The sequence below is a fragment of the Paracoccus marcusii genome (genome assembly GCF_028621715.1).
GTDB classification, from domain to species: domain Bacteria; phylum Pseudomonadota; class Alphaproteobacteria; order Rhodobacterales; family Rhodobacteraceae; genus Paracoccus; species Paracoccus marcusii.
The window spans coordinates 1627362-1648929 of sequence record NZ_CP117466.1; the positions used below are offsets into that span (position 1 = coordinate 1627362).

The window sequence follows — 21568 nt, forward strand, 5'->3', positions numbered from 1 at the left end:
GACATAAACAGCATGGCGTCAGCCGCAGAACAGATGGCCGCGAACCTCTCCTGGGGGCAGCTCGGCAAGGCCACGGAACTTCGCCAGCGGATCTGGTTCACGATCGGCGTGCTGATCATGTACCGCATCGGCACCTATATTCCGGTGCCCGGCATCGACGGCGCGGCGCTGCGCAACTTCATGGAGCAGGCCTCGACGGGCATCGGCGGCATGCTGTCCATGTTCACCGGCGGCGCGCTTGGCCGGATGGGTGTCTTTGCCCTTGGCATCATGCCCTACATCTCGGCCTCGATCATCGTGCAGCTGCTGACCTCGATGGTCCCGTCGCTGGAGCAGCTGAAGAAGGAAGGCGAGACCGGCCGCAAGAAGATCAACCAGTACACCCGCTACGGCACCGTGGCGCTGGCGCTGTTCCAGGCATACGGCCTGGCACGCAGCCTGGAGGCCGGCGGCCTGGCGCATGAACCCGGCCTGTTCTTCCAGGCATCGGTGGTCATCACCCTGGTCGGCGGAACCATGTTCCTGATGTGGCTGGGCGAACAGATCACCGCACGCGGCGTCGGCAACGGCATCTCGCTGATCATCTTCGTGGGCATCCTGGCCGAAATCCCGGCCGCGCTGGCCACCTTCTTCCAGCAGGGCCGCACGGGCGCCATCTCGACCCCGGTGATCCTGTTCGTGATCGTGATGCTGGTGGCGATCATCGCCTTCGTCGTGTTCATGGAACGCGCGCTGCGCAAGATCCGCATCCAGTATCCCCGGCGCCAGGTCGGCATGAAGGTCTATGACGGTCAGACCAGCCACCTGCCGGTCAAGGTGAACCCCGCGGGCGTGATCCCGGCGATCTTCGCCAGCTCACTGCTGCTGCTGCCGATCACCATCTCGACCTTCTCGGGGAACGAGACCGGTCCGATCATGTCGGTGATCCTGGCCTATTTCGGGCCCGGCCAACCGCTGTACCTGCTGTTCTTCGCGGCGATGATCGTGTTCTTCACGTATTTCTACACGCAGAACGTCTCGTTCAAGACCGATGACGTGGCCGAGAATCTGAAGAACCAGGGCGGCTTCATTCCGGGCATCCGTCCGGGCAAGCGGACCCAGGACTATCTTGATTACGTGGTGAACCGCCTGCTGGTGATCGGCTCTGCCTATCTGGCACTGGTGTGTCTGATGCCCGAGATCCTGCGCGACCAGTTCTCGATCCCGGTCTATCTGGGCGGAACTTCGGTTCTGATCGTGGTGTCGGTGACGATGGACACGATCAACCAGGTTCAGAGCCACCTGCTGGCGCACCAGTACGAGGGGCTGATCGAAAAATCCCAGCTGCGCGGCAAGCGCAAGCCGGGTACCGCCAAGCCGCGCCGCCTGCCGTCGCGCCGCTGAGGGCGCGACCGTACCGACGACACGACAAGGCCGCATCAATGGCCACCTGAGGGGGACAGACGCCATGACCATCAACATCATCCTGTTGGGGCCGCCGGGTGCCGGCAAGGGAACCCAAGCCGGGCGCCTTGTGGCCGACAAGGGCCTTGTCCAGCTGTCCACCGGGGACATGCTGCGTGCCGCCCGGTCGTCGGGGACCGAAATGGGCCGCCGCGTCGCTGAGGTCATGGACCGGGGCGAACTGGTCACGGACGAGATCGTCATCGGCCTGATCCGCGAGCAGCTTGAGAAGGGCGGCAAGGGCTTCATCTTCGACGGCTTCCCCCGGACGTTGGCTCAGGCGGATGCCTTGGGGCGCCTTCTGGCCGAATCCGGCATGGCGCTGGATGCGGTGATCGAGCTGCAGGTCGATGACGAGGCCTTGGTCGGACGGATCGTCAAGCGCGCCGAGGAATCGCGCGCCGCTGGTCAGCCGGTGCGCCGCGACGACACCCCCGAGGTCTTTGCCGACCGCCTGCGCGAATACTACAAGAAGACCGCGCCGCTCTTGGGATACTACTACGCCAAGGGCAACCTGCAGACCGTCGACGGCATGGCACCGATGGAGCAGGTCGCCGCCCAGATCGCGGCAAAGCTGCCTGCTTGACGACGCGGCGATCTGCCGCTAGTTCACGTCATCTCGCAAGAGAATCACCCGGATCGCGGGTGGACCATCGATTTGGCCCGGAGGCACAGCTTTCGGGCCTTGCGTTGTGAAAAAAGGTTCCGGCGTTACGGAACCGCAACTGAAAAGGAAAACGCGTGGCTCGTATTGCTGGCGTCAACATTCCGACGGGGAAACGCGTCCCCATCGCTCTGACCTATATCCACGGCATCGGCGACCTGTACGCCGCTCAGATCTGCGAAGCGACTGGCATCGACACGTCGCGCCGCATCAACGATCTGTCGGACGCAGAAGTCCTGGCCATCCGCGAATACATCGATGCCAACCTGACCGTCGAGGGCGACCTGCGCCGCGAAGTCCAGATGAACATCAAGCGCATGATGGACCTGGGCTCATATCGCGGTCTTCGCCACCGTCGCGGCCTTCCGGTCCGCGGTCAGCGCACGCATACCAATGCGCGCACCCGCAAGGGCCCGGCCAAGCCGATCGCCGGCAAGAAGAAATAAGGGGCAAGCGACATGGCACGTGACAAGACCCGCATGAAGCGCAAGGAACGCAAGAACATCGCCACCGGCGTTGCGCATGTGAACTCCAGCTTCAACAACACCAAGATCCTGATCTCGGACGTCCAGGGCAACGCCATCGCTTGGTCCTCGGCCGGCACGATGGGCTTCAAGGGTTCGCGCAAATCGACCCCTTACGCCGCCCAGATGGCTGCCGAAGATGCCGGCCGCAAGGCGCAGGAACACGGCGTCCGCACGCTGGACGTCGAAGTCCAGGGCCCCGGTTCGGGCCGCGAATCGGCTCTGCGCGCGCTGGCCGCTGCCGGCTTCAACATCACGGCCATCCGTGACGTGACGCCGATCGCGCATAACGGCTGCCGCCCGCCCAAGCGCCGTCGCGTCTGATCCTGGATCATCATTGACCGGCCCGTGCGTCCGCGCATGGGCCGGACTTTCGCATTTCACCTCGGGCGTTTCCGGCCACGGTCATGGGCAGGAAGCAAGTATGGAGGAAAATCCATGATCCACAAGAACTGGGCCGAACTGATCAAGCCGACTCAGCTGGTCGTCAAGCCGGGCGCCGACGCGACCCGCACGGCCACCCTGGTCGCCGAGCCGCTGGAGCGGGGCTTCGGCCTGACGCTTGGCAACGCGCTACGCCGGGTGCTGATGTCGTCACTGCAGGGCGGTGCCATCACGGCCGTGCAGATCGACAACGTCCTGCACGAGTTCAGCAGCGTCGCCGGCGTCCGCGAGGACGTGACCGACATCGTGCTGAACCTGAAGGGCGTCACGCTGAAGATGGACGTCGAGGGCCCCAAGCGCCTGACGCTGTCCGCCAAGGGTCCGGGCGAGGTTAAGGCCAGCGACATCCAGGAAACGGCCGGCATCACGGTTCTGAACCGTGACCACGTCATCTGCCATCTGGATGACGGCGCCGAGTTGAACATGGAACTGACCGTGCAGACGGGCAAGGGCTATGTCGCTGCCGACAAGAACCGTCCCGAGGATGCTCCCATCGGCCTGATCCCGATCGACGCGATCTTTTCTCCGGTCAAGCGCGTCAGCTATGAGGTGCAGCCCACCCGTGAGGGCCAGGTGCTGGACTATGACAAGCTGACCATGAAGATCGAGACCGACGGGTCGCTGACGCCGGAAGACGCCGTGGCCTATGCCGCGCGCATCGTTCAGGATCAGCTGTCCGTGTTCGTCAACTTCGACGAGCCGGAAGCCGCGAACCGCCAGGACAGCGACGATGGCCTGGAATTTGATCCGCGCCTGCTGAAGAAGGTCGACGAGCTTGAGCTGTCGGTCCGCTCGGCGAACTGCCTGAAGAACGACAACATTGTCTATATCGGCGACCTGATCCAGAAGACCGAGGCAGAGATGCTGCGGACCCCGAACTTCGGCCGCAAGTCCTTGAACGAGATCAAGGAAGTGCTGTCGGGCATGGGCCTGCATCTGGGCATGGACGTGGTCGACTGGCCGCCGGAAAACATCGAGGACCTGGCCAAGCGTTTCGACGACCAGTTCTGAGATCACGGCGGGGGGTGACCCCCGCTGACTACCGGGCATCTGCCCCAAGGAGAGCGGCCCGCACGCATGGGCCGCCGGACAAAGCAAAACACGCTGTAGGAGATCATCATGCGTCACGCCCGTGGCTATCGCCGCCTCAACCGTACCCACGAACACCGCAAGGCGCTGTTCGCCAACATGTCCGGCTCGCTGATCGAGCACGAGCAGATCAAGACCACCTTGCCGAAAGCCAAGGAACTGCGTCCGATCGTCGAGAAGCTGATCACGCTGGCCAAGCGTGGCGATCTGCACGCCCGCCGTCAGGCGAACGCCCAGCTGAAGCAGGACATGCATGTCGCCAAGCTGTTCGACGTTCTGGGTGAGCGTTACAAGGACCGCCAGGGTGGCTATGTCCGCATCATGAAGGCCGGCTTCCGCTATGGCGACATGGCGCCGATGGCGATCATCGAACTGGTCGACCGCGACACCAGCGCCAAGGGTGCCGCCGACCGTGCGCGCCTGGAATCGGAATTCACTGCCGAAGACTGATCGCGCAGCCCGGATGGGCCAGTGATTTAGACCCCGTCGCAAGAGATTGCGGCGGGGTTTGCTAATTTAGCACAGCCAAAACGCGTTGACGTAGAGGAACGAAAAATTCTTCACCTTCCGCGAGTGGCTTCGCGTATGTATCATCCACGGACGGAATGTTGGTGAGCGAAGCGCCGATTCCGCGAGGGAGGGTGATGTATTTTATCGCGAAGCCGAGGACGTTAACCAAATCGAAACTTCGATGGGTCACAACTTGTTTGAACCTTGACCTCAATCATTTCAACATATCCAAAAAGCCATGTCATCTCGTGCAGACATAAATGCAGATCTCCGAAAGCTGGGCAAGCATGCCCTGTCCGGCTATTTCGTGGGGCTGCATATCCGTTTCGCTGCACCGCTGATGCAGTTTCAGACCTATGACGAAAAATGGTCGGAATTCTATTCCCAGAACGGCTATGCCCTGCGCGATCCGACAATCGCCTGGGGGTTCTCGACGACCGGCGCCTGCCGGTGGTCCGCGCTGCCGATCCCAGACCCGTTCAACATCCTCAAGGATGCCGCCGATCACGGGCTGATCTTCGGTCTGACCGTGTCCCACGGTCCGATCGCATCGCGCACCATCGCGTCCTTCGCGCGCGCTGATCGCGAACTTTCCGATGCCGAGATCGAGGAGATCTCGACCACGGTACGGCGGCTTCACGACATGACCGAGCCGCCTGCGAGCCTGACAAAGGCTCAGAAAGAAGCCCTTCGATGCATTGCGGAGGGGGATCGTCATGCAGCAGCGGCTGCCAAGCTTGGCATTACCGAAAGCGCGTTCAAGGCAAGGTTGATTTCTGTCCGGGAACGCCTGAAGGCGCGGACGACCGCCGAGGCGCTGCAGAGGGCCAAGGAATACCGTTTGCTGTAGATGTGTCGCCCAAGGGGTCCGCGAGGCGAGGAAGGGTGCCCTCACACCCCAGGAGTATCAGATGCAGACGACAACACTTTCTTTTTCAAATCTTCACAACCACGGCGAATTGTTTGCCAACCTGTTTCGCGCCCGCAAGCAGAGCTTCATTATCCAGAAGAACTGGGATTTGCCCGAATCCGAGGATATGGAGTTCGACCAGTACGACACCCCGCAAAGCCGCTGGATCGCCATCCATGACCGGACCGAGGTTCTGGCCGGAATCCGCCTGACCCCGACGACCGCGCGCTGCGGCATCTATTCCTACATGATCCGCGACGCGCAGGAGGGGATCCTGGGCGGCAGCATTCCCCAGGACCTGCTGTTCGAGAAGGCGCCCGTCGACCCGCATGTGTGGGAATGCTCGCGCGTGTTCGTCAGCCACTCCATCCCGCAGATGTACCGGCGCAAGGTGCACTTCAAGATGGTCGAGGCGATGACCGGATCGGCCCGTGACATGGGCGCGACCAAGCTGATCGCGCTGACCGGGTCGAACTGGCCGCGCTGGTACGGTCGCTGCGGCCTGTCCGCCGTCGCCCTGGGGCGTCCGCTGTTCATCGACGACGGCGAGTTCCAGTGCGTGGCGATCGACCTGGCCACCAAGATGCACTGACTGTCGATGGCCCTGCGAACAGGGCTGTCGCGCCTGCCCGGACATGCCTAGAATGGGCGCATCATGGCAGATCTGTTCGATACCGCACCGCAGGCAGACCCCCCGTCCGGGACGGGGGCAAGGCCGCTGGCCGACCGCATCCGACCCGCCCGCCTGTCCGAGGTCATCGGTCAGGCGAAGGTGCTGGGCCCCGACGGGCCGCTTGGCAGCATGCTGGCATCGGGCAGCCTGTCGTCGCTGATCCTGTGGGGCCCGCCGGGCGTCGGCAAGACGACCATCGCCCGCCTGCTGGCGGACGAGACCGATCTGGCATTCGTGCAGATCAGCGCCATCTTTACCGGCGTGCCCGACCTGCGGAAGGTCTTTGACGCTGCCCGCCTGCGGCGCAGCCAGGGTCGCGCCACGCTGCTGTTCGTCGACGAGATCCACCGGTTCAACAAGGCGCAGCAGGACAGCTTTCTGCCGCATATGGAGGACGGCACGATCCTTCTGGTCGGCGCCACGACGGAGAACCCGTCCTTCGAGCTGAACGCCGCGGTCATGTCGCGGGCCCAGGTCGTCGTGCTGGAGCGTCTGACGCTGGCGGATCTGGAGCTGCTGGCGCAACGCGCGGAACGCGAGCTGGGACGCAAGCTGCCCCTGACGGCGCAGGCGCGCGACACCCTGCTGGAGATGGCCGATGGCGACGGCCGTGCCGCGCTGAACCTGATCGAGCAGGTGGCCGCCTGGAAGGTCGAGGGCAAGGTCGATCCCGACGCCTTGGCGAAACGTCTGAACAAGCGTGCGCCCAAGTACGACAAGTCGGGCGAGGAGCATTTCAACCTGATCTCGGCCCTGCACAAGTCGGTGCGGGGCAGTGACCCGGACGCCGCGCTGTACTGGCTGGCGCGCATGCTGGAGGGGGGAGAGGACCCGCGCTATCTGGCGCGGCGTATCACGCGCATGGCGATCGAGGATATCGGCCTGGCCGATCCTGCGGCCGCCCGGCACTGCCTGGATGCCTGGGCGCTGTACGAGCGGCTTGGTTCGCCCGAGGGGGAACTGGCCCTTGGCCAGGCGGTCATCTATCTGGCGCTGGCGCCGAAATCGAATGCTGGATACGCGGCCTACAAGAACGCGCGGGCCGAGGCCCGGCGCACCGGCAGCCTGATGCCCCCCGCCCATATCCTGAACGCGCCCACCAAGATGATGAAGGAGCAGGGATACGGCGCGGGCTATGCCTATGACCACGACGCCGAGGACGGGTTCAGCGGCCAGAACTATTTCCCTGACGGGCTGAAGCGCCCGGTCCTCTACACGCCCGTCGAACGCGGGTTCGAACGCGAACTGAAACGCCGCCTGGACTGGTTCGTCAGCCAGCGGCTGAAGCGCGGCGGTTGACTTTGCGCGCGCGGGGCCACACAGACGCGCGCATGAACCCCTTTCTGCAAGTCGCCGTTGGCGGGGCCCTTGGGGCGACCTGCCGCTATGCCATCTATCGCGTCATGCCGCTGGCATGGTCGGCGACGCTGCTGGTCAACGTGGCGGGCAGCTTTGCGATGGGGCTGCTGGCCGCATTGCTGGCGCACAGGCTGGGCAATGCCTGGGCGCCGTTCCTGCTGACCGGCGTGCTGGGGGGATTCACGACGTTTTCGGCCTTTTCGCTGGATGTGCTGACGTTGTGGGAACGGGGTCAGGGCGTCATGGCGCTGGCCTATGTGGGGCTTTCGGTCCTGCTGTCGCTGGCGGCCGTGATGGCCGGACTGGCCTTGGGACGAGGGATTTGGGCATGAGTGCCGTGCAGACCATCATTGTCGGCGACGACGACGCAGAGATGCGGCTGGATCGCTGGCTGAAGAAACGCTTTCCGCAGCTGTCGCAAGTGGCCATCGAGAAGATGTGCCGCAAGGGAGAGCTGCGCATCGACGGGGGGCGCGTCAAGGCCGCCATCCGCATCGCGCCGGGCCAGGAGGTCCGCGTGCCGCCGCTGCCCGAACCCGGCCCCGCGGCCGAACGGTCCGAACGCCCGCTTGGGCCGCGCGTGACCGACAGCGATGCCGAGATGATCCAGGCCGCCGTCCTGTGGAAGGACGAGCATATCATCGCGCTGAACAAGCCGCCGGGTCTGCCCAGCCAAGGCGGCAGCGGGCTGGGCGGGCGTCACGTCGACGGCCTGACCACCGCGCTGCTGTTCGGGTTCAAGGAGCGTCCCAAGCTGGTGCACCGGCTGGACAAGGACACGTCGGGCGTCCTGCTGCTGGCGCGGACCGACCGCATGGCGCGGGCCCTGTCCGAGGCGTTCCGGTCGCGCACCACGCGCAAGATCTATTGGGCGGCGGTGGCGGGCGTGCCGCATCCGCGGATGGGCACGATCCGCTATGGCCTGGTCAAGGGCGGGCAGGGCCGGGGAGGCGACAACGAGAAGATGATCGCCGTCCACCCCCGCGACATCGACGCGACCGAGGGCGCGAAACGCGCCACAACCGATTACGCCGTACTGGACGCGCTGGCCACGCGGGCCAGCTGGTGCGCGCTGGTACCGATCACGGGCCGCACCCATCAGCTGCGCGCACATATGGCCGAACTGGGCCATCCCATCGTGGGCGACGGCAAGTACGGCGGATCGGGGCAAGAGAATCTGGGCGATGGCTGGGGTGCCCAGCTGGGCGGAGAGATCAGCAAGAAGCTGCACCTGCACGCGCGCTCGATCACCTTCGACCATCCGATCACCAAGAAACGCATCACCATCACCGCGCCCTTGCCCGACCATATGGGCAGGACCTGGAAATCCGTCGGCTGGCACGAGAACGACGTGCCCGACGATCCGTTTGCGGATGACGCATGAGGCTGGTCGTCTTTGACGTCGACGGCACGCTGGTCGACAGCCAGAACCACATCACCCACGCGATGGGCTTTGCCTTCGACCAGGTCGGCCTGACGCCGCTGCCGAAATCGCAGGTCCTGTCCATCGTCGGGCTGTCGCTGCCCGTGGCGGTCGCCCAGCTGGCGCCCGACGTCGATGCGGACACGCAGGCGCGGATCGTGGCGGGCTACAAGGAAAGCTTCATGCGCGCGCGGCTGGACAGTGCCGCGCCGCTGTATCCGGGCGCGATGGAATGCCTTGACCGGCTGGCCGACCGCGACGACCTGCTGCTGGCGGTGGCGACGGGCAAGTCGCGCCGGGGCCTGGATGCGATGATCGCGGCGCACGGTCTGCAGGGGCGGTTCCTCAGCCTGCAGACGGCGGACGGGCATCCCTCCAAGCCGCATCCCTCGATGCTGCACGCGGCCCTGGCCGAGACGGGGACCGAGGCCGGGCGCGCCGTCATGGTCGGCGATACCAGCTTTGACATGGAGATGGCGCGGGCGGCCGGGCTGGCCGGTTTCGGCGTCAGCTGGGGCTATCACCCCGCGCATGCGCTGCAGGATGCCGGGGCGATCCGGATCCTGGACGATTTCACCGGACTGACAACGGCCATCGAGGAGTGGGCGGCATGAGCGAATGGAAGGCGCGCAGGTTCTGGACCGATGCGGACCTGCGACCCGCGGATGGCGGGTTCGAGATCATGCTGGACAGCCGCGTCCTGCGGACGCCCGGCAAGCACGCGCTGGTCCTGCCGAGCGAGGCGCTGGCCCGCGCCGTGGCCGACGAATGGCTGGCCCAGGGCGAGGTGATCGCGCCGCAGACCATGCCGCTGACCCGCGCCGTGAACTCTGCCGTAGAGAAGGTGGCCCCGCAATTCGATGCGGTCGCGGCCATGCTTGCCAATTATGGCGGCACCGATCTGCTGTCCTATCGGGCAACCGATCCGCAATCGCTGATCGACCTGCAGGCGCGCGAATGGGATCCGCTGATCGACTGGTCCGCCCGGCATCTGGACGCGCCGCTGCGGGTCACGCAGGGGGTGATTCCCATCGATCAGGACCAGGGTGCGCTGGACCGCCTGCATGCGCGTGTACGCGCGCAGGACCAGTGGGGGCTGACCGCGCTGCACGATCTGGTGACGATTCCAGGATCGCTGATCCTGGGCTTGGCGGTGATCGAGGGTCGCATCGACGGAGCCGAGGCGCACCGCCTGTCCCGCATCGACGAGGATTTCCAGGCCGAACGATGGGGCGCGGACGAAGAGGCGGCCGAGGCAGCCGAGGGCCGGCGCCTGTCCATACTTTCGGCAGAACGGCTGTGGAGCCTGTCCCGCCGGGGTTGAAAGCGCTTGCGCGACCGGACGGGGTTCTTGACGCGGCAACTTGTATCGGCACAATACCGCCTAATAGGACGGCAGCCGCTGTCGTGCTATGCCGACAAGGACCCCCCCGAAGGGTCCGCATCAGCGTTCGCGGACCGATCGGCCGCGGGCGCTCCAACACAGAGGTAACTATGAAAAAATCGGTTTTCCTGGGGACGGCGGCCGCGGCGACCCTGCTGGCAGGCATGGGCATGGCCCAGGAGGGGTCGACGCTGGCCCAGGTCAAGGAGCGCGGCGAACTGAACTGCGGCGTCAACACCGGCCTGGTCGGATTCGCGGCGCCCGACGCCAGCGGCAACTGGACCGGCTTTGACGTCGCGTTCTGCCGCGCGCTGGCCGCAGCCGTCCTGGGCGATCCCGCCAAGGTCAAATTCGTGCCGACCACCGGCCAGACGCGCTTTACCGCGCTGTCGTCGGGCGAGGTGGACGTCCTGGCCCGCAACTCGACCTGGACCTATTCGCGCGACACCGACCTGAAGCTGGATTTCATCGGGGTGAACTATTACGACGGCCAGGGCTTCATGGTCCGGTCCGATCTGGGCGTGACCTCGGCCAAGGAACTGGACGGCGCGACGATCTGCATCCAGACCGGCACCACGACCGAGCTGAACCTGGCCGACTATTTCCGCGCCAACAACATGACCTACACGCCCGTCAACATCGACAGCAATGCCGAGGGCGAGCAGCAGTACATGGCCGGCGCCTGCGACGCCTATACCACCGACGCGTCGGGCCTTGCGGCCACCCGTGCGGCCTTTGCCGACCCGGAAACCCACATCATCCTGCCCGAGATCATCTCCAAGGAACCGCTTGGGCCGGCCGTGCGCCACGGCGACAGCAACTGGGGCGACATCGCCCGCTGGACCCTGAACGCGCTGATCGCCGCCGAGGAATACGGCGTGACCTCGCGCAACATCGAGGAGCTGGTCCGGTCGTCCGAGAACCCCGAGGTCCAGCGCCTTCTGGGCACCACGGACGAGCTGGGCGCGATGATGGGCCTGGACGCCGAATGGGCGCGTCGCGCCATCCTGGCGGGCGGCAACTATGGCGAGATCTTTGCCGCCAACATCGGCGAGCAGACCCCGATCGGCCTGGCCCGCGGCCTGAACGCGCAATGGACCCAGGGCGGCCTGCTCTACGCACCGCCGTTCCGCTGATCGGCTGACACGACCGGGGGTCGGACCCATGACGGGCCCGGCCCCGACCCTCCATCAACGATAATCCTGCCCAAGCGAAAAACGGCGCAAAGCCGATGGCAGGCGACAGGGGTAAGAAAGATGACGGACATCCGGGCAACGGCGACACCGCCGTTCCGGCTGAGCATGCTGGTCAACGACCAGCGGTATCGGTCCCTGACATTTCAGGTCATCGTGTTCATTCTGGTCATGGCCGCCGCCTGGTGGCTGGTCGACAACACGATCCGCAACCTGGCCCTGATGGGCAAAAGCTTCGATTTCGGGTTCCTGTTCCAGCGCGCGGGCTATGACATCCCGCAGACGCCGATCCCCTATACCGCCGACGATTCGCACCTGCGCGCATCGGTCGTGGGCCTGCTGAACACGCTGATCGTGGCGGTGCTGGGCTGCATCGCGGCGACGGTCCTGGGCGTGATCGTGGGCGTGGCGCGGCTGTCCAAGAACTGGCTGTTCGCCCGGCTGATGACCGTCTTTGTCGAGATCTTCCGCAACATGCCGCTGCTGCTGTGGATCCTGATCGTCTATGCGATCTTCACCGAGATCCTGCCGCCGCCCAACGCCTTCCGGGGCGAGGCCGCGACATCGGGGATGATCCTCTTTGACCACGTGGCGCTGACGAACCGCTATACCGCGCTGCCCACGCTGGCGATGACGAACGATCCGGGCAGCCTGGACCTGGGCGCGCGCATCACCTTCAACTGGGCCACCATCGCCTTTGTCGTGGTGCTGGTCGGGGGGTGGTTCGCACGCCGCATGATCGCGTCCTGGGCGCAGGACGTGCAGGACCGCACCGGCAGCCGGCCCACCACCTGGTGGATGTCGCTGGCGGTGATGATCGTGCCGTCGCTGCTGCTGATCTGGTATTTCGGCCTGCATCTGGAGCCGCCCACGCTGCAGGGCTTCAACTTCACCGGTGGGCTGAACGTGTCGAACTCGCTGGTCGCGCTGTGGCTGGCGCTGACGCTGTACACCGCCGCCTTCATCGCCGAGATCGTGCGCGCCGGCATCCTGGCCGTCAGCCGCGGCCAGTCCGAGGCGGCATTCGCCCTGGGCCTGCGCCCGAACCGCACCATGAGCCTGGTGATCCTGCCGCAGGCGCTGCGCGTGATCATTCCGCCGCTGATCTCTCAGTACCTGAACCTGACCAAGAACAGTTCGCTGGCGATTGCCGTGGGCTACATGGACCTGCGCGGCACCCTGGGGGGGACCACGCTGAACCAGACCGGCCGCGAGCTGGAGGCCATCGTGCTGATGATGCTGACCTATCTGGCCCTCAGCCTGATCATTTCCGCCGGGATGAACGTCTTCAACGCCCGCGTCAAACTGAAGGAGCGGTGAGATGAGCGACACCCACGCCCAGACCGTGCCCTTCGTGCGCGACACCATGCTGCCCTCGGCCGCGCCGCCGGTCCGCGAATCGGGGGCGATCCGCTGGCTGCGGACGAACCTCTTCTCGGGGCCGGTCAACACGGTGCTGACCCTTCTGGGGGCGCTGATCATCTGGTTCCTGGTCTCGACCTTCTGGGACTGGTTCGCCCATTCGGTCTGGAACGCCTCCAGCCTGAACGAATGCCGCGCGATCATCGCGGCCACCTGGGGCGAGGGCGCCCGCGGCGCCTGTTTCGCGGTGATCCGCGAACGCTGGAACCAGTACGTCTTCGGCTTCTATCCGGTCGAGCTGTACTGGCGGCCCACGATGACCTTCGGCCTGCTGATGGTCGCGCTGGCGCCGGTGCTGTTCTCGGCCTCGCTGTCGATCCGCCGCGTGGTGCTGGGCATCACCGCCGTCGTCACGCTGTGGGCGATGGTCGTGCTGGGCGCACCGGCGGGCTGGCTGATCTTCGCGGCCGCGGTGCTTGTCGCGGGACTGGTCGCATCAGAGCGCAACATCAGCTGGATGCTGCCCTTCTCGCTGGTCTATCCGCTGCTGGGCGTATGGTTCCTGTGGGGCGGCACCCTCTGGGGGCCGATCTTCGTGCTGGTCGGGCCCCTGTTTGGCTGGCTTGCCTGGCGGGCGCTGTCGCGCGTCTCTCCGATGCTGGCGACGGTCGTGGCGATCCTGGTGACGGTGTTGTTCTGGCTGGTGCTGGCAGGTGACGCGGCCCGCGATGCCGAGGCGCTGCTGCCGCTGTCGATCGACGCGGTGCGGTCGGACCGTTTCGGAGGCTTCCTGCTGTCGCTGACCATCGGCGTGGCGGGCATCGCGCTGTCACTGCCCCTGGGCATCGTTCTGGCGCTGGCGCGTCAGTCGGACATGTTCCTGATCAAGTCGCTGGCGGTGATCTTCATCGAATTCATCCGCGGCGTGCCGCTGATCACGCTGCTGTTCGTGGCTTCGCTGCTGCTGAACTACTTCCTGCCCCCGGGCACCAATTTCGACATCATCCTGCGCGTCATCATCATGGTGACGATCTTCGCCGCCGCCTACATGGCCGAGGTGATCCGCGGCGGTCTGGCCGCGCTGCCCAAGGGGCAGTACGAGGCCGCCGATGCCCTGGGCCTGGACTACTGGAAGGCGCAGCGCCTGATCGTGCTGCCGCAGGCGCTGAAAATCTCGATTCCGGGAATCGTGTCGACCTTCATCGGCATGTTCAAGGACACGACGTTGGTGACCTTCGTGGGGCTCTATGATCCGCTGAAATCCATGTCGGACGCGGTGCGCGCCAATGTCGAATGGAAAGGCATCTATTGGGAGCCGTTCATCTTCGTCGGCGCCATCTTCTTTCTCATCTGCTTCGGCATGTCGCGATACTCGATGTATCTGGAACGCCGCCTGCAACGCGACCACAGGTAAGGACCCTGGTTATGGAACACATCGAACGCCGCATTGACCGCAGCCAGATGACCGTCAGCGACGAGGTCGCCATCGACATCCGCAACATGAACAAGTGGTACGGCACATTCCACGTCCTGCGCGACATCGACCTGACCGTGCACAAGGGGGAACGGATCGTCATCGCCGGTCCGTCGGGGTCGGGGAAATCCACCCTGATCCGTTGCATCAACCGGCTGGAAGAGCATCAGGCGGGCCATATCGTCGTCGACGGGGTCGAACTGACTAGCGACATCAAGAACATCGACAAGGTCCGTTCCGAAGTCGGCATGGTCTTTCAGCACTTCAACCTGTTTCCGCACCTGACCGTGCTGGAGAACTGCACCTTGGCGCCCATCTGGGTGCGCAAGGTGCCGCGCAAGCAGGCCGAGGCGACCGCGATGCGGTTCCTGGAAAAGGTCAAGATCCCCGAACAGGCCGGGAAATATCCGGGCCAGCTGTCGGGCGGCCAGCAGCAGCGCGTGGCCATCGCCCGGTCGCTGTGCATGCAGCCCAAGATCATGCTGTTCGACGAGCCGACCAGCGCCCTGGACCCCGAGATGATCAAGGAGGTCCTGGACACCATGATCGAGTTGGCCGAGGAGGGGATGACCATGATCTGCGTCACCCACGAAATGGGCTTTGCGCAGGCGGTGGCGAACCGGGTGATCTTCATGGATCAGGGTCAGATCGTCGAGCAGAACAATCCCACCGACTTCTTCAACAACCCGAAATCCGAGCGGACCAAGCTGTTTCTCAGCCAGATCCTGGGTCACTGATCGACGGCGGGGGCGCAAAGCCCCCGCCGGACATCCTCAGATGCGCCCGTCCAGGCGCACGAAATCCATCACGCTGCCCTGACCCTTCTGCAGGTCGGCCCAGCTGTCGATCTGGAAATCCACCACCAGCGTTGCGCCGGTCGGATAGCGGCGGAAATCCGGGTCCATCGGCAGGCGCGCGGGCAGCATCGATGCGAATTCCGAAATGCCCGGGTTGTGGCCCAGCATCATCACCGTCGGCATCGTCGCCGTCTTCAGCACCGCCATCATCTTTTCCGCGCCCGCCTGATACAGGCCCGGCTCGATCCTCATCAGCGGCCGTACCTCGAGGGGAGCACCGGCGATGACGGACCAGGTTTCCTGCGTGCGGGCCGAGGACGAACACAGGACCTCCTCGGGTTCATACCCGCGGCTGGCCAGCCAGTCGCCCAGGGCGCGCGCGGACCGGCGACCGCGGTCGTTCAGCGGCCGGTCGTGATCGTCCAGGGTGGGATCGTCCCAGGCCGATTTCGCATGACGCGTCAGGATCAGGCGTCTGTGTCCAAGTGGGGTCATGAAAATGCTGCCTCTTTGTGCCATGCTGTCGGTTTCGGCAGCCTGCCACAGGCGCTGGCGAAGGGGCAAGCGCCCTTCGCCAGCGCCCCGATCACAGGCTGCTGGCGACCTGACGCAGGCCGCGCGGGGTCACGCGCGGTTCGGTGGTCCGGATCAGCGATCCGGCGCCGTGTTCGGTGAACAGCTCCAGCAGGCAGGCGTTGGGCACGCGTCCGTCCAGGATCACCACCGCACGCACCCCGTCGTCCAACGCCTTCAGCGCGGTCTCGGTCTTGGGGATCATGCCGCCGGCGATCTGGCCGTCGGCGATCATCGCGCGGACCTGGTCGGGATGCAGCTGCGTGACCACCTGGCCGGTCGCGTCCTTGACGCCCGCGACATCGGTCAAAAGCAGCAGGCGGTCGGCCTTGAGCGCGCCGGCGATGGCCCCCGCCGCGGTGTCGCCGTTGACGTTGAAGGTCTCGTTATCCTCCATGCCGGTGGCGACGGGGGCGATGACCGGAATCATCCCGGCGGTATACAGGTCGCGAATGATCTGGACGTTCATCTCGACCGGGCGACCGACGAAACCCAGTTCCGGGTCGTCGGCCTCGCACACCATCATGTCGTCGTCCTTGCCCGAGATGCCGACCGCGCGGCCGCCCGCGTCATTGATCGCCTGGACGATGCGCTTGTTCACCAGGCCGGACAGCACCATCTCGACCACCTCGACGGTCTCCTTGGTGGTGACGCGCTTGCCGCGGACAAAGCGGCTCTCGATGCCAAGGCGACCCAGCAGGTCGTTGATCATCGGCCCGCCGCCATGGCAGACGACCGGGTTCATGCCGACCTGCTTCATCAGCACGACGTCGCGGGCGAATTCGGCCATCGCCTCGTCGTCGCCCATGGCGTTTCCGCCGAACTTGACCACGACGACCGCCCCGGAATAGCGCTGCAGATAGGGCAGGGCTTCGGATAGGGTGCGTGCGGTGGCGATCCAGTCACGGTTCATGTTCTGTGTTCTCATCCTTGGGGCCCCGATCTGACGGGGCGGACCCTAGGACGCATGCGCCGATCAGTCCAGCCCGGCGATGATCGCGCGCAGCGTGGCGATGCCCTGGTTCTTTTCGGAACTGGTGACGACCAGTTCCGGATAGGCCGCAGGGTGTTTCTGCAACGCCTCGCGCACCTGATCCAGGACCGGGGCTAGGGCGTTCGGGCCCAGCTTGTCGGTCTTGGTCATCACCACCTGGAACGGCACCGCGGACCGGTCCAGCAGGGTCATGATCTCGTGGTCGACATCCTTCACGCCATGGCGCGAATCGATCAGGCAGAACGCGCGGCGCAGGGTCTGACGCCCGGCCAGATAGGATTTCAGCACCGCTTGCCATTTCGCGACGACGGCGACGGGGGCCTTGGCAAAGCCATAGCCCGGAAGGTCGACCAGATAGGAGTGCTCGCCCAGGGCGAAATAGTTGATCTCTTGCGTGCGGCCCGGCGTGTTCGACGCGCGGGCCAGCCCCTTGCGGCCGGTCAACGCGTTGATCAGGCTGGACTTGCCCACGTTCGATCGGCCCGCAAAGCAGACTTCGGGACGATTCGGCGGCGGCAGGCCGTCCATGTGGACGACGCCCTTGACGAAATCGACCGGCCCCGCGAACAGCAGGCGAGCCTGCTCTGCCTTGGAGGCTTCGGGATCGGGGGCGGTGGGAAAGGCGACTTTCATGCGTAGACCTGATCTTGCAGGCGGACCGGACCGCCGGTGACAACCTCGGCGAAGATGCCGAAATCGGTGTGGCCGTAAAGCCGGTCCAGCGTCTGGACAATGTCGATGTCGCGCGTCCCGCTGTCGGTATCCGCGCTGGTGGCGTCGCAGCGGCCGACATGGTCGGTAACCCGCAGTTCTGCCGCGCCGATGCGGATGGTGCGGCCGATCAGGTCGCGTTCCGCAAAGGGCGCCCAACCATCGACCCACAGGTTGCCGCGCCACCGATGCGTGGCGAAGGCCTGGCCGCATTGGGCTTCCAGATGGGCAAGGCTGGACAGGGACAGGATGGACACAAGGGGCCGCTTCTGGTCGGTCCAGACGGCCGCACCATGCACCAGCCGGGTGGGGGCAGGGGCATCGGTCGGCCAAAGCGGGCGCAACCAGTCGATCAACTGCTGTCCCCGCGTGGCGGGGTCCAGCACCAGCGTGCCAGCCCGCGGATGGGACAGGTGCAGCATGCCGTCCCGCCACCCGCCAACGATGGCCTGCAGGTCGGCCGAGACGACGCCGCGCAGGAAGCAGGATTTGGGCAGCCAGCGATCCGGCTGCCCGTCGGTCTGGTGGGCCAAAGCGTGGCGTTCACCGGCCTCTGTCAGCACCGCCCATTCACGATCGCCGGGCAGGCGATGGCCGGCCTGCAGGGTGACCTGCTCCAGCCCCTCTCCGCCGACCGACTTGATCGGATGGCGGCGGATCAGGGCCAGATGCGCGGTCACTTTCCTGCGCCAGGCTTGTTGCCGGGACGCTTGCGCGTGGGCATCGACGACTTGATGTTGCCGAACAGGTCCGGACGGTGCCCGTGCATCGACATGATCGTGTACTGCTGCAGGATCGTGATCACGTTGTTGGTGATCCAGTACAGCACCAGACCCGAGGCGAAGCCGCCCAGCATGAACATGAAGATCCACGGCATCCAGGCAAAGATCATCTTCTGCGCGGCGTCCGTGGGGGCCGGGTTCAGACGCTGCTGCATCCACATGCTGATGCCCAGGGCGATCGCCAGCGCGGGCAGCGTGACCGAGTGCAGCAGCGTCCCCTGTGCCGGCACGCCGTAGGGCAGCAGGCCATAGAGGTTCAGCAGGCTGGACGGGTCGGGCGCGGACAGATCCTGGATCCAGCCGAACCACGGCGCATGGCGCAGTTCGATGGTGACGAAGATCACCTTGTAGAGCGAGAAGAAGATCGGGATCTGCAGCAGGATCGGCAGGCAGCCCGCGGCCGGGTTCACCTTTTCCCGCTTATACAGCTCCATCACTTCCTTCTGGAACTTCATCCGGTCGTCGCCGGTGCGGTTCTTGATCTCCTCCATCTGCGGCTGCAGTTCCTTCATCTTCGCCATCGAGATATAGGACTTGCGGGCCAGCGGGAAGACCAGCGTCTTCAGCACGAAGGTTAGCGCGATGATCGCCCAGCCCATGTTGCCGATGATGCCGTGCAGCCAGTGCAGCAACTGGAAGATCGGCTTGGTCAGGAAGTAGAACCAGCCCCAGTCGATCGAATCGACGAAGCGCTGGATGCCGGGGGTCTCCTCATAGCCGCGGATGACCTCCCAGACCTTGGCGCCGGCGAACAGGTAGCTGTCCGCACTCAGCTGGGTGCCGGGCTCCACGGTCTGCATCGGGAAGCGGGCCTCGGTCTGATAGATGTCGGCGCCGTCGGCGTATTTCACGACCGCGGTGAAGGCCTGGCCAGGCGCGGGGGCCAGCGAGGACATCCAGTACTTGTCGGTGAAACCGATCCAGCCGTTACCGGTGACGTTATAGACCTCGGCCCGGCCTTCGCGGTCGATCGGGTCCAGTTCGGCGACGTCGTCGTATTTCATCTCGACCAGGGTGCCGTCGACCATGCCGACCACGCCCTCGTGCAGGATGAAGTTGTTCTGGGTGTCGGGGCGGCCATGGCGCGCGATGATGCCGTAGGGCGCGGCCGAGAACGCGGCATCGCCGTTGTTCTGCAGGCTCTGGCCGACGGTGAACAGATAGTTGTCGTCCAGCGCGAAGGTCCGGCGGAAGATCTGGCCCGCGCCGTTGTCCCATGCCAGCGTCACCGGCTGACCGGGGGACAGCGTCTCGCCCGATTCCAGCGTCCAGACGGTCGCGGGGTTCGGAACCAGGCTTGCGTCCACGCCCGGACCGGGGGTCCAGCCATAGACGGCGTAATAGGGTTTGTACTGGGCGCTGTCGACGGGGATGCTGTCATCGGCCGTCGCGCTGGACGGCGTCAGCAGTCGCACGTCCGGAGACCCCTCGTCGCGGGTTTCCTGATAGCGGGTCAGCAGAAGGTCGTCGATGCGACCGCCGGCCAGCGAGATGGACCCCGACAGCGCCGACGACTGGATCGCGACCCGACCGGCGGGTTCTGCGGCATCCGGCTCGGCCGCCAGGTCGGCGGGGGCCGTCGTGGCCGCTTCCGTTCCGGGGGTGGCCAGCGGCTGGTCGCCCACGACCTGTTCCGTCAGCGGCTGCCCCGAGGGCTGGTCGGAGACGGGTTCGGGGGCGAAGACCGTATACCATACCAGGATCACCAGAAACGACAGGACCGTTGCCAGGATCAAATTGCGGTTGTTGTCTTCCATTCCGTCACCACCGTCATCGCGTCAGTCTGGGCGGTTCAACAGAACGTACCCCCAAAGGTCAAGCGGATTTGCCATTTGACGCAGGAATGCAAGGGAATTCGCCGAAACGCCCCGCGCGTGCGACCGCGGGGCGCGGGTCCATGGGGCGGGTGTCAGCCGCGCAGGCCGATCGTGGGAAGGCGCGCCGCGGCGTCCGCGTGGCCGGCCAGGAAGTCCAGGCTTTTCGTCAGCGGCATGGGCCGGGCGATGGCATAGCCCTGGACTTCGTCGCAGCCCATGTGCGCCAGGAACGCATATTCCTCGCGGGTTTCAACCCCTTCGGCCAGGGCCGCGATGCCCAACCGCTCGGCCAGGGCCAGGATCGCCAGGATCATCCGCTGCTGGCCGTTGTCGATGTCGCAGGCAGTGACAAAGCTGCGGTCGATCTTGATGCGGTTGATGCCGAACTGTCGGATCGCGTCCAAGCTGGCATAGCCAGTGCCGAAATCGTCCAGGTCGATCTGGCAGCCGGCCTCGGCCAGCTTGCGCAGGTTCTCGCGGGTCTCTCCGCTGCTGGTGACGGGACCGACGCTTTCCAGCACCTCGACCACCAAGCGGCGTGGAGAGATCTCGTGGCGATCCAGCTCCCACAGCAGGCAGTCGGCAAAACCGCGGTCCGACAGTTCGCAGTTCGAGATGTTGATCGACACGGTCGGCACGTCGAACCCGGCCTTGTCCCAGGTCTTCAGCGCGGCCATGGACTGCGCCAGCATGAACAGCGTCAGGGTATTGTGATCGGCAGGCGACATATGCGGCAGGAACACCCCCGGGGCAAGGATGCCGCGGGTCGGGTGGTTCCAGCGGGCCAGCGCCTCGAACCCGGTGATCTGGCCGGAATTGCAGCACACCTGCGGCTGGAACCATGCCTCCATCTGCGCCGCGACCACCGCGTCGCTGACGGTCGCGATCAGGCCCGGCCCGGACAGGGCAGGGTCGTAGGGATAGAGACGCAGCTGGCCAAGGGCGCAATCCTCGACCAGGTTCATCCGCTGGCGGGCATTGTCGACCAGCGCGGTGATCGAGGGCAGGTCGGGGGTCGTGGCGTGGATCAGGACGCCGGTCATCACCGGGGTGACCTGCTGGCCCGACAGGGCGACGGGCGTCTGTCCCTGCTGGTGCAGTCTGCGCGCGACCTGCAGCGCGTCGCGGTCGGTCCGGTCGCGCAGCACGAAGGCGAACAGGCCGGGCGCCAGCACCTGCACCGGATCATAGGGACGCACCGCGCCACCCAGGGTCATCGACAGCTGCACCATCAGGTGCCCCATCGCGGCCTTGTCCAAGATGTTGCCCAGGGCTTCGGTGTTCTCCAGCCGCATCAGCAGCAGGCTGCGGGACAGGTCCTGACCCCGCTTGGCGCCGCCAAGCAGCCTGCGGAGGGGCGAGAACAAGCGGTTCGCATTCTTTGACATACCGGACCTTTCACGGAATCACCGGGGTCAGGAATAGATCAAATTGCTTGTCGT

23 protein-coding genes are annotated in these 21568 nt (G+C 65.4%); 17 read left to right on the top strand and 6 right to left on the bottom strand.

Annotated elements, in window-relative coordinates; all coding sequences use genetic code 11:
• Positions 1 to 12 precede the first annotated feature (12 nt).
• The 17 genes from secY (at position 13) to PRL19_RS08165 (ending at position 15189) form a co-directional block, all read left to right on the top strand.
• Complete coding sequence (gene secY, locus PRL19_RS08085) at positions 13 to 1383, top strand: preprotein translocase subunit SecY (protein WP_045982149.1); 1371 nt, start codon at positions 13 to 15, stop codon at positions 1381 to 1383.
• A 70-nt stretch (positions 1384 to 1453) separates the two neighbouring features.
• A complete protein-coding gene (locus tag PRL19_RS08090; RefSeq protein WP_371706120.1) occupies positions 1454 to 2029 on the top strand; it encodes an adenylate kinase in 576 nt (191 codons plus the stop codon).
• A gap of 155 nt (positions 2030 to 2184) precedes the next feature.
• Complete coding sequence (gene rpsM, locus PRL19_RS08095; RefSeq protein ID WP_045982147.1) at positions 2185 to 2553, top strand: 30S ribosomal protein S13; 369 nt, start codon at positions 2185 to 2187, stop codon at positions 2551 to 2553.
• Between the two features lie 12 nt (positions 2554 to 2565).
• Complete coding sequence (gene rpsK / locus PRL19_RS08100; RefSeq protein ID WP_042247912.1) at positions 2566 to 2955, top strand: 30S ribosomal protein S11; 390 nt, start codon at positions 2566 to 2568, stop codon at positions 2953 to 2955.
• A gap of 114 nt (positions 2956 to 3069) precedes the next feature.
• Positions 3070 to 4086, top strand: coding sequence for a DNA-directed RNA polymerase subunit alpha (locus tag PRL19_RS08105; protein WP_042247914.1), 1017 nt, complete (start codon positions 3070 to 3072; stop codon positions 4084 to 4086).
• A 108-nt stretch (positions 4087 to 4194) separates the two neighbouring features.
• Positions 4195 to 4614, top strand: coding sequence for a 50S ribosomal protein L17 (gene rplQ / locus PRL19_RS08110; RefSeq protein WP_042247916.1), 420 nt, complete (start codon positions 4195 to 4197; stop codon positions 4612 to 4614).
• Positions 4615 to 4912: 298 nt separating this feature from the next.
• Positions 4913 to 5524 (top strand): helix-turn-helix transcriptional regulator, encoded by a 612-nt coding sequence (locus PRL19_RS08115; RefSeq protein ID WP_045982146.1) that lies wholly within the window; start codon positions 4913 to 4915, stop codon positions 5522 to 5524.
• Between the two features lie 61 nt (positions 5525 to 5585).
• Positions 5586 to 6176: an acyl-homoserine-lactone synthase gene (locus PRL19_RS08120; protein ID WP_045982145.1), complete on the top strand. Its 591-nt coding sequence runs from the start codon at positions 5586 to 5588 to the stop codon at positions 6174 to 6176.
• Between the two features lie 63 nt (positions 6177 to 6239).
• Complete coding sequence (locus tag PRL19_RS08125) at positions 6240 to 7556, top strand: replication-associated recombination protein A (RefSeq protein WP_273742588.1); 1317 nt, start codon at positions 6240 to 6242, stop codon at positions 7554 to 7556.
• Between the two features lie 32 nt (positions 7557 to 7588).
• Positions 7589 to 7948, top strand: a complete 360-nt coding sequence (gene crcB / locus PRL19_RS08130) for a fluoride efflux transporter CrcB (RefSeq protein ID WP_273742589.1) — start codon at positions 7589 to 7591, stop codon at positions 7946 to 7948.
• The gene (locus tag PRL19_RS08135; RefSeq protein ID WP_273742590.1) at positions 7945 to 9000 is read left to right on the top strand and encodes an RluA family pseudouridine synthase; all 1056 of its coding nucleotides are present in this window, start codon (positions 7945 to 7947) and stop codon (positions 8998 to 9000) included. The genes crcB and PRL19_RS08135 overlap by 4 nt, the downstream gene beginning before the upstream one ends.
• Entirely contained in the window at positions 8997 to 9653 is a 657-nt protein-coding gene (locus tag PRL19_RS08140) for an HAD-IA family hydrolase (protein WP_273742591.1), read from the top strand. Before PRL19_RS08135 ends, PRL19_RS08140 begins: the two co-directional genes overlap by 4 nt.
• On the top strand, positions 9650 to 10363 hold the full coding sequence (locus PRL19_RS08145; protein ID WP_273742592.1) for an ATP12 family chaperone protein: 714 nt from the start codon (positions 9650 to 9652) through the stop codon (positions 10361 to 10363). Before PRL19_RS08140 ends, PRL19_RS08145 begins: the two co-directional genes overlap by 4 nt.
• A 170-nt stretch (positions 10364 to 10533) precedes the next feature.
• On the top strand, positions 10534 to 11559 hold the full coding sequence (locus tag PRL19_RS08150; protein WP_045982139.1) for an amino acid ABC transporter substrate-binding protein: 1026 nt from the start codon (positions 10534 to 10536) through the stop codon (positions 11557 to 11559).
• Positions 11560 to 11679: 120 nt separating this feature from the next.
• Entirely contained in the window at positions 11680 to 12936 is a 1257-nt protein-coding gene (locus tag PRL19_RS08155; RefSeq protein WP_245008363.1) for an amino acid ABC transporter permease, read from the top strand.
• A gap of 1 nt (position 12937) precedes the next feature.
• A complete protein-coding gene (locus tag PRL19_RS08160) occupies positions 12938 to 14392 on the top strand; it encodes an amino acid ABC transporter permease (RefSeq protein ID WP_273742593.1) in 1455 nt (484 codons plus the stop codon).
• Between the two features lie 11 nt (positions 14393 to 14403).
• Entirely contained in the window at positions 14404 to 15189 is a 786-nt protein-coding gene (locus PRL19_RS08165; protein WP_045982136.1) for an amino acid ABC transporter ATP-binding protein, read from the top strand.
• Positions 15190 to 15225: 36 nt separating this feature from the next.
• Here the strand turns inward: PRL19_RS08165 and PRL19_RS08170 are convergent, their stop codons facing one another.
• From PRL19_RS08170 to PRL19_RS08195, 6 genes are all read right to left on the bottom strand, one after another.
• A complete protein-coding gene (locus PRL19_RS08170; protein WP_273742594.1) occupies positions 15226 to 15744 on the bottom strand; it encodes a SixA phosphatase family protein in 519 nt (172 codons plus the stop codon).
• Between the two features lie 91 nt (positions 15745 to 15835).
• Positions 15836 to 16735 (bottom strand): acetylglutamate kinase, encoded by a 900-nt coding sequence (gene argB / locus PRL19_RS08175; protein ID WP_045982134.1) that lies wholly within the window; start codon positions 16733 to 16735, stop codon positions 15836 to 15838.
• A gap of 63 nt (positions 16736 to 16798) precedes the next feature.
• Positions 16799 to 17449, bottom strand: a complete 651-nt coding sequence (yihA, locus tag PRL19_RS08180; RefSeq protein ID WP_273742595.1) for a ribosome biogenesis GTP-binding protein YihA/YsxC — start codon at positions 17447 to 17449, stop codon at positions 16799 to 16801.
• The gene (locus PRL19_RS08185; protein WP_273742596.1) at positions 17446 to 18207 is read right to left on the bottom strand and encodes an MOSC domain-containing protein; all 762 of its coding nucleotides are present in this window, start codon (positions 18205 to 18207) and stop codon (positions 17446 to 17448) included. Before PRL19_RS08185 ends, yihA begins: the two co-directional genes overlap by 4 nt.
• On the bottom strand, positions 18204 to 20066 hold the full coding sequence (yidC, locus tag PRL19_RS08190) for a membrane protein insertase YidC (protein WP_046000114.1): 1863 nt from the start codon (positions 20064 to 20066) through the stop codon (positions 18204 to 18206). The genes PRL19_RS08185 and yidC overlap by 4 nt, the downstream gene beginning before the upstream one ends.
• 152 nt (positions 20067 to 20218) lie before the next feature.
• Positions 20219 to 21514, bottom strand: coding sequence for an EAL domain-containing protein (locus PRL19_RS08195; RefSeq protein WP_273742597.1), 1296 nt, complete (start codon positions 21512 to 21514; stop codon positions 20219 to 20221).
• Positions 21515 to 21568: the final 54 nt, after the last annotated feature.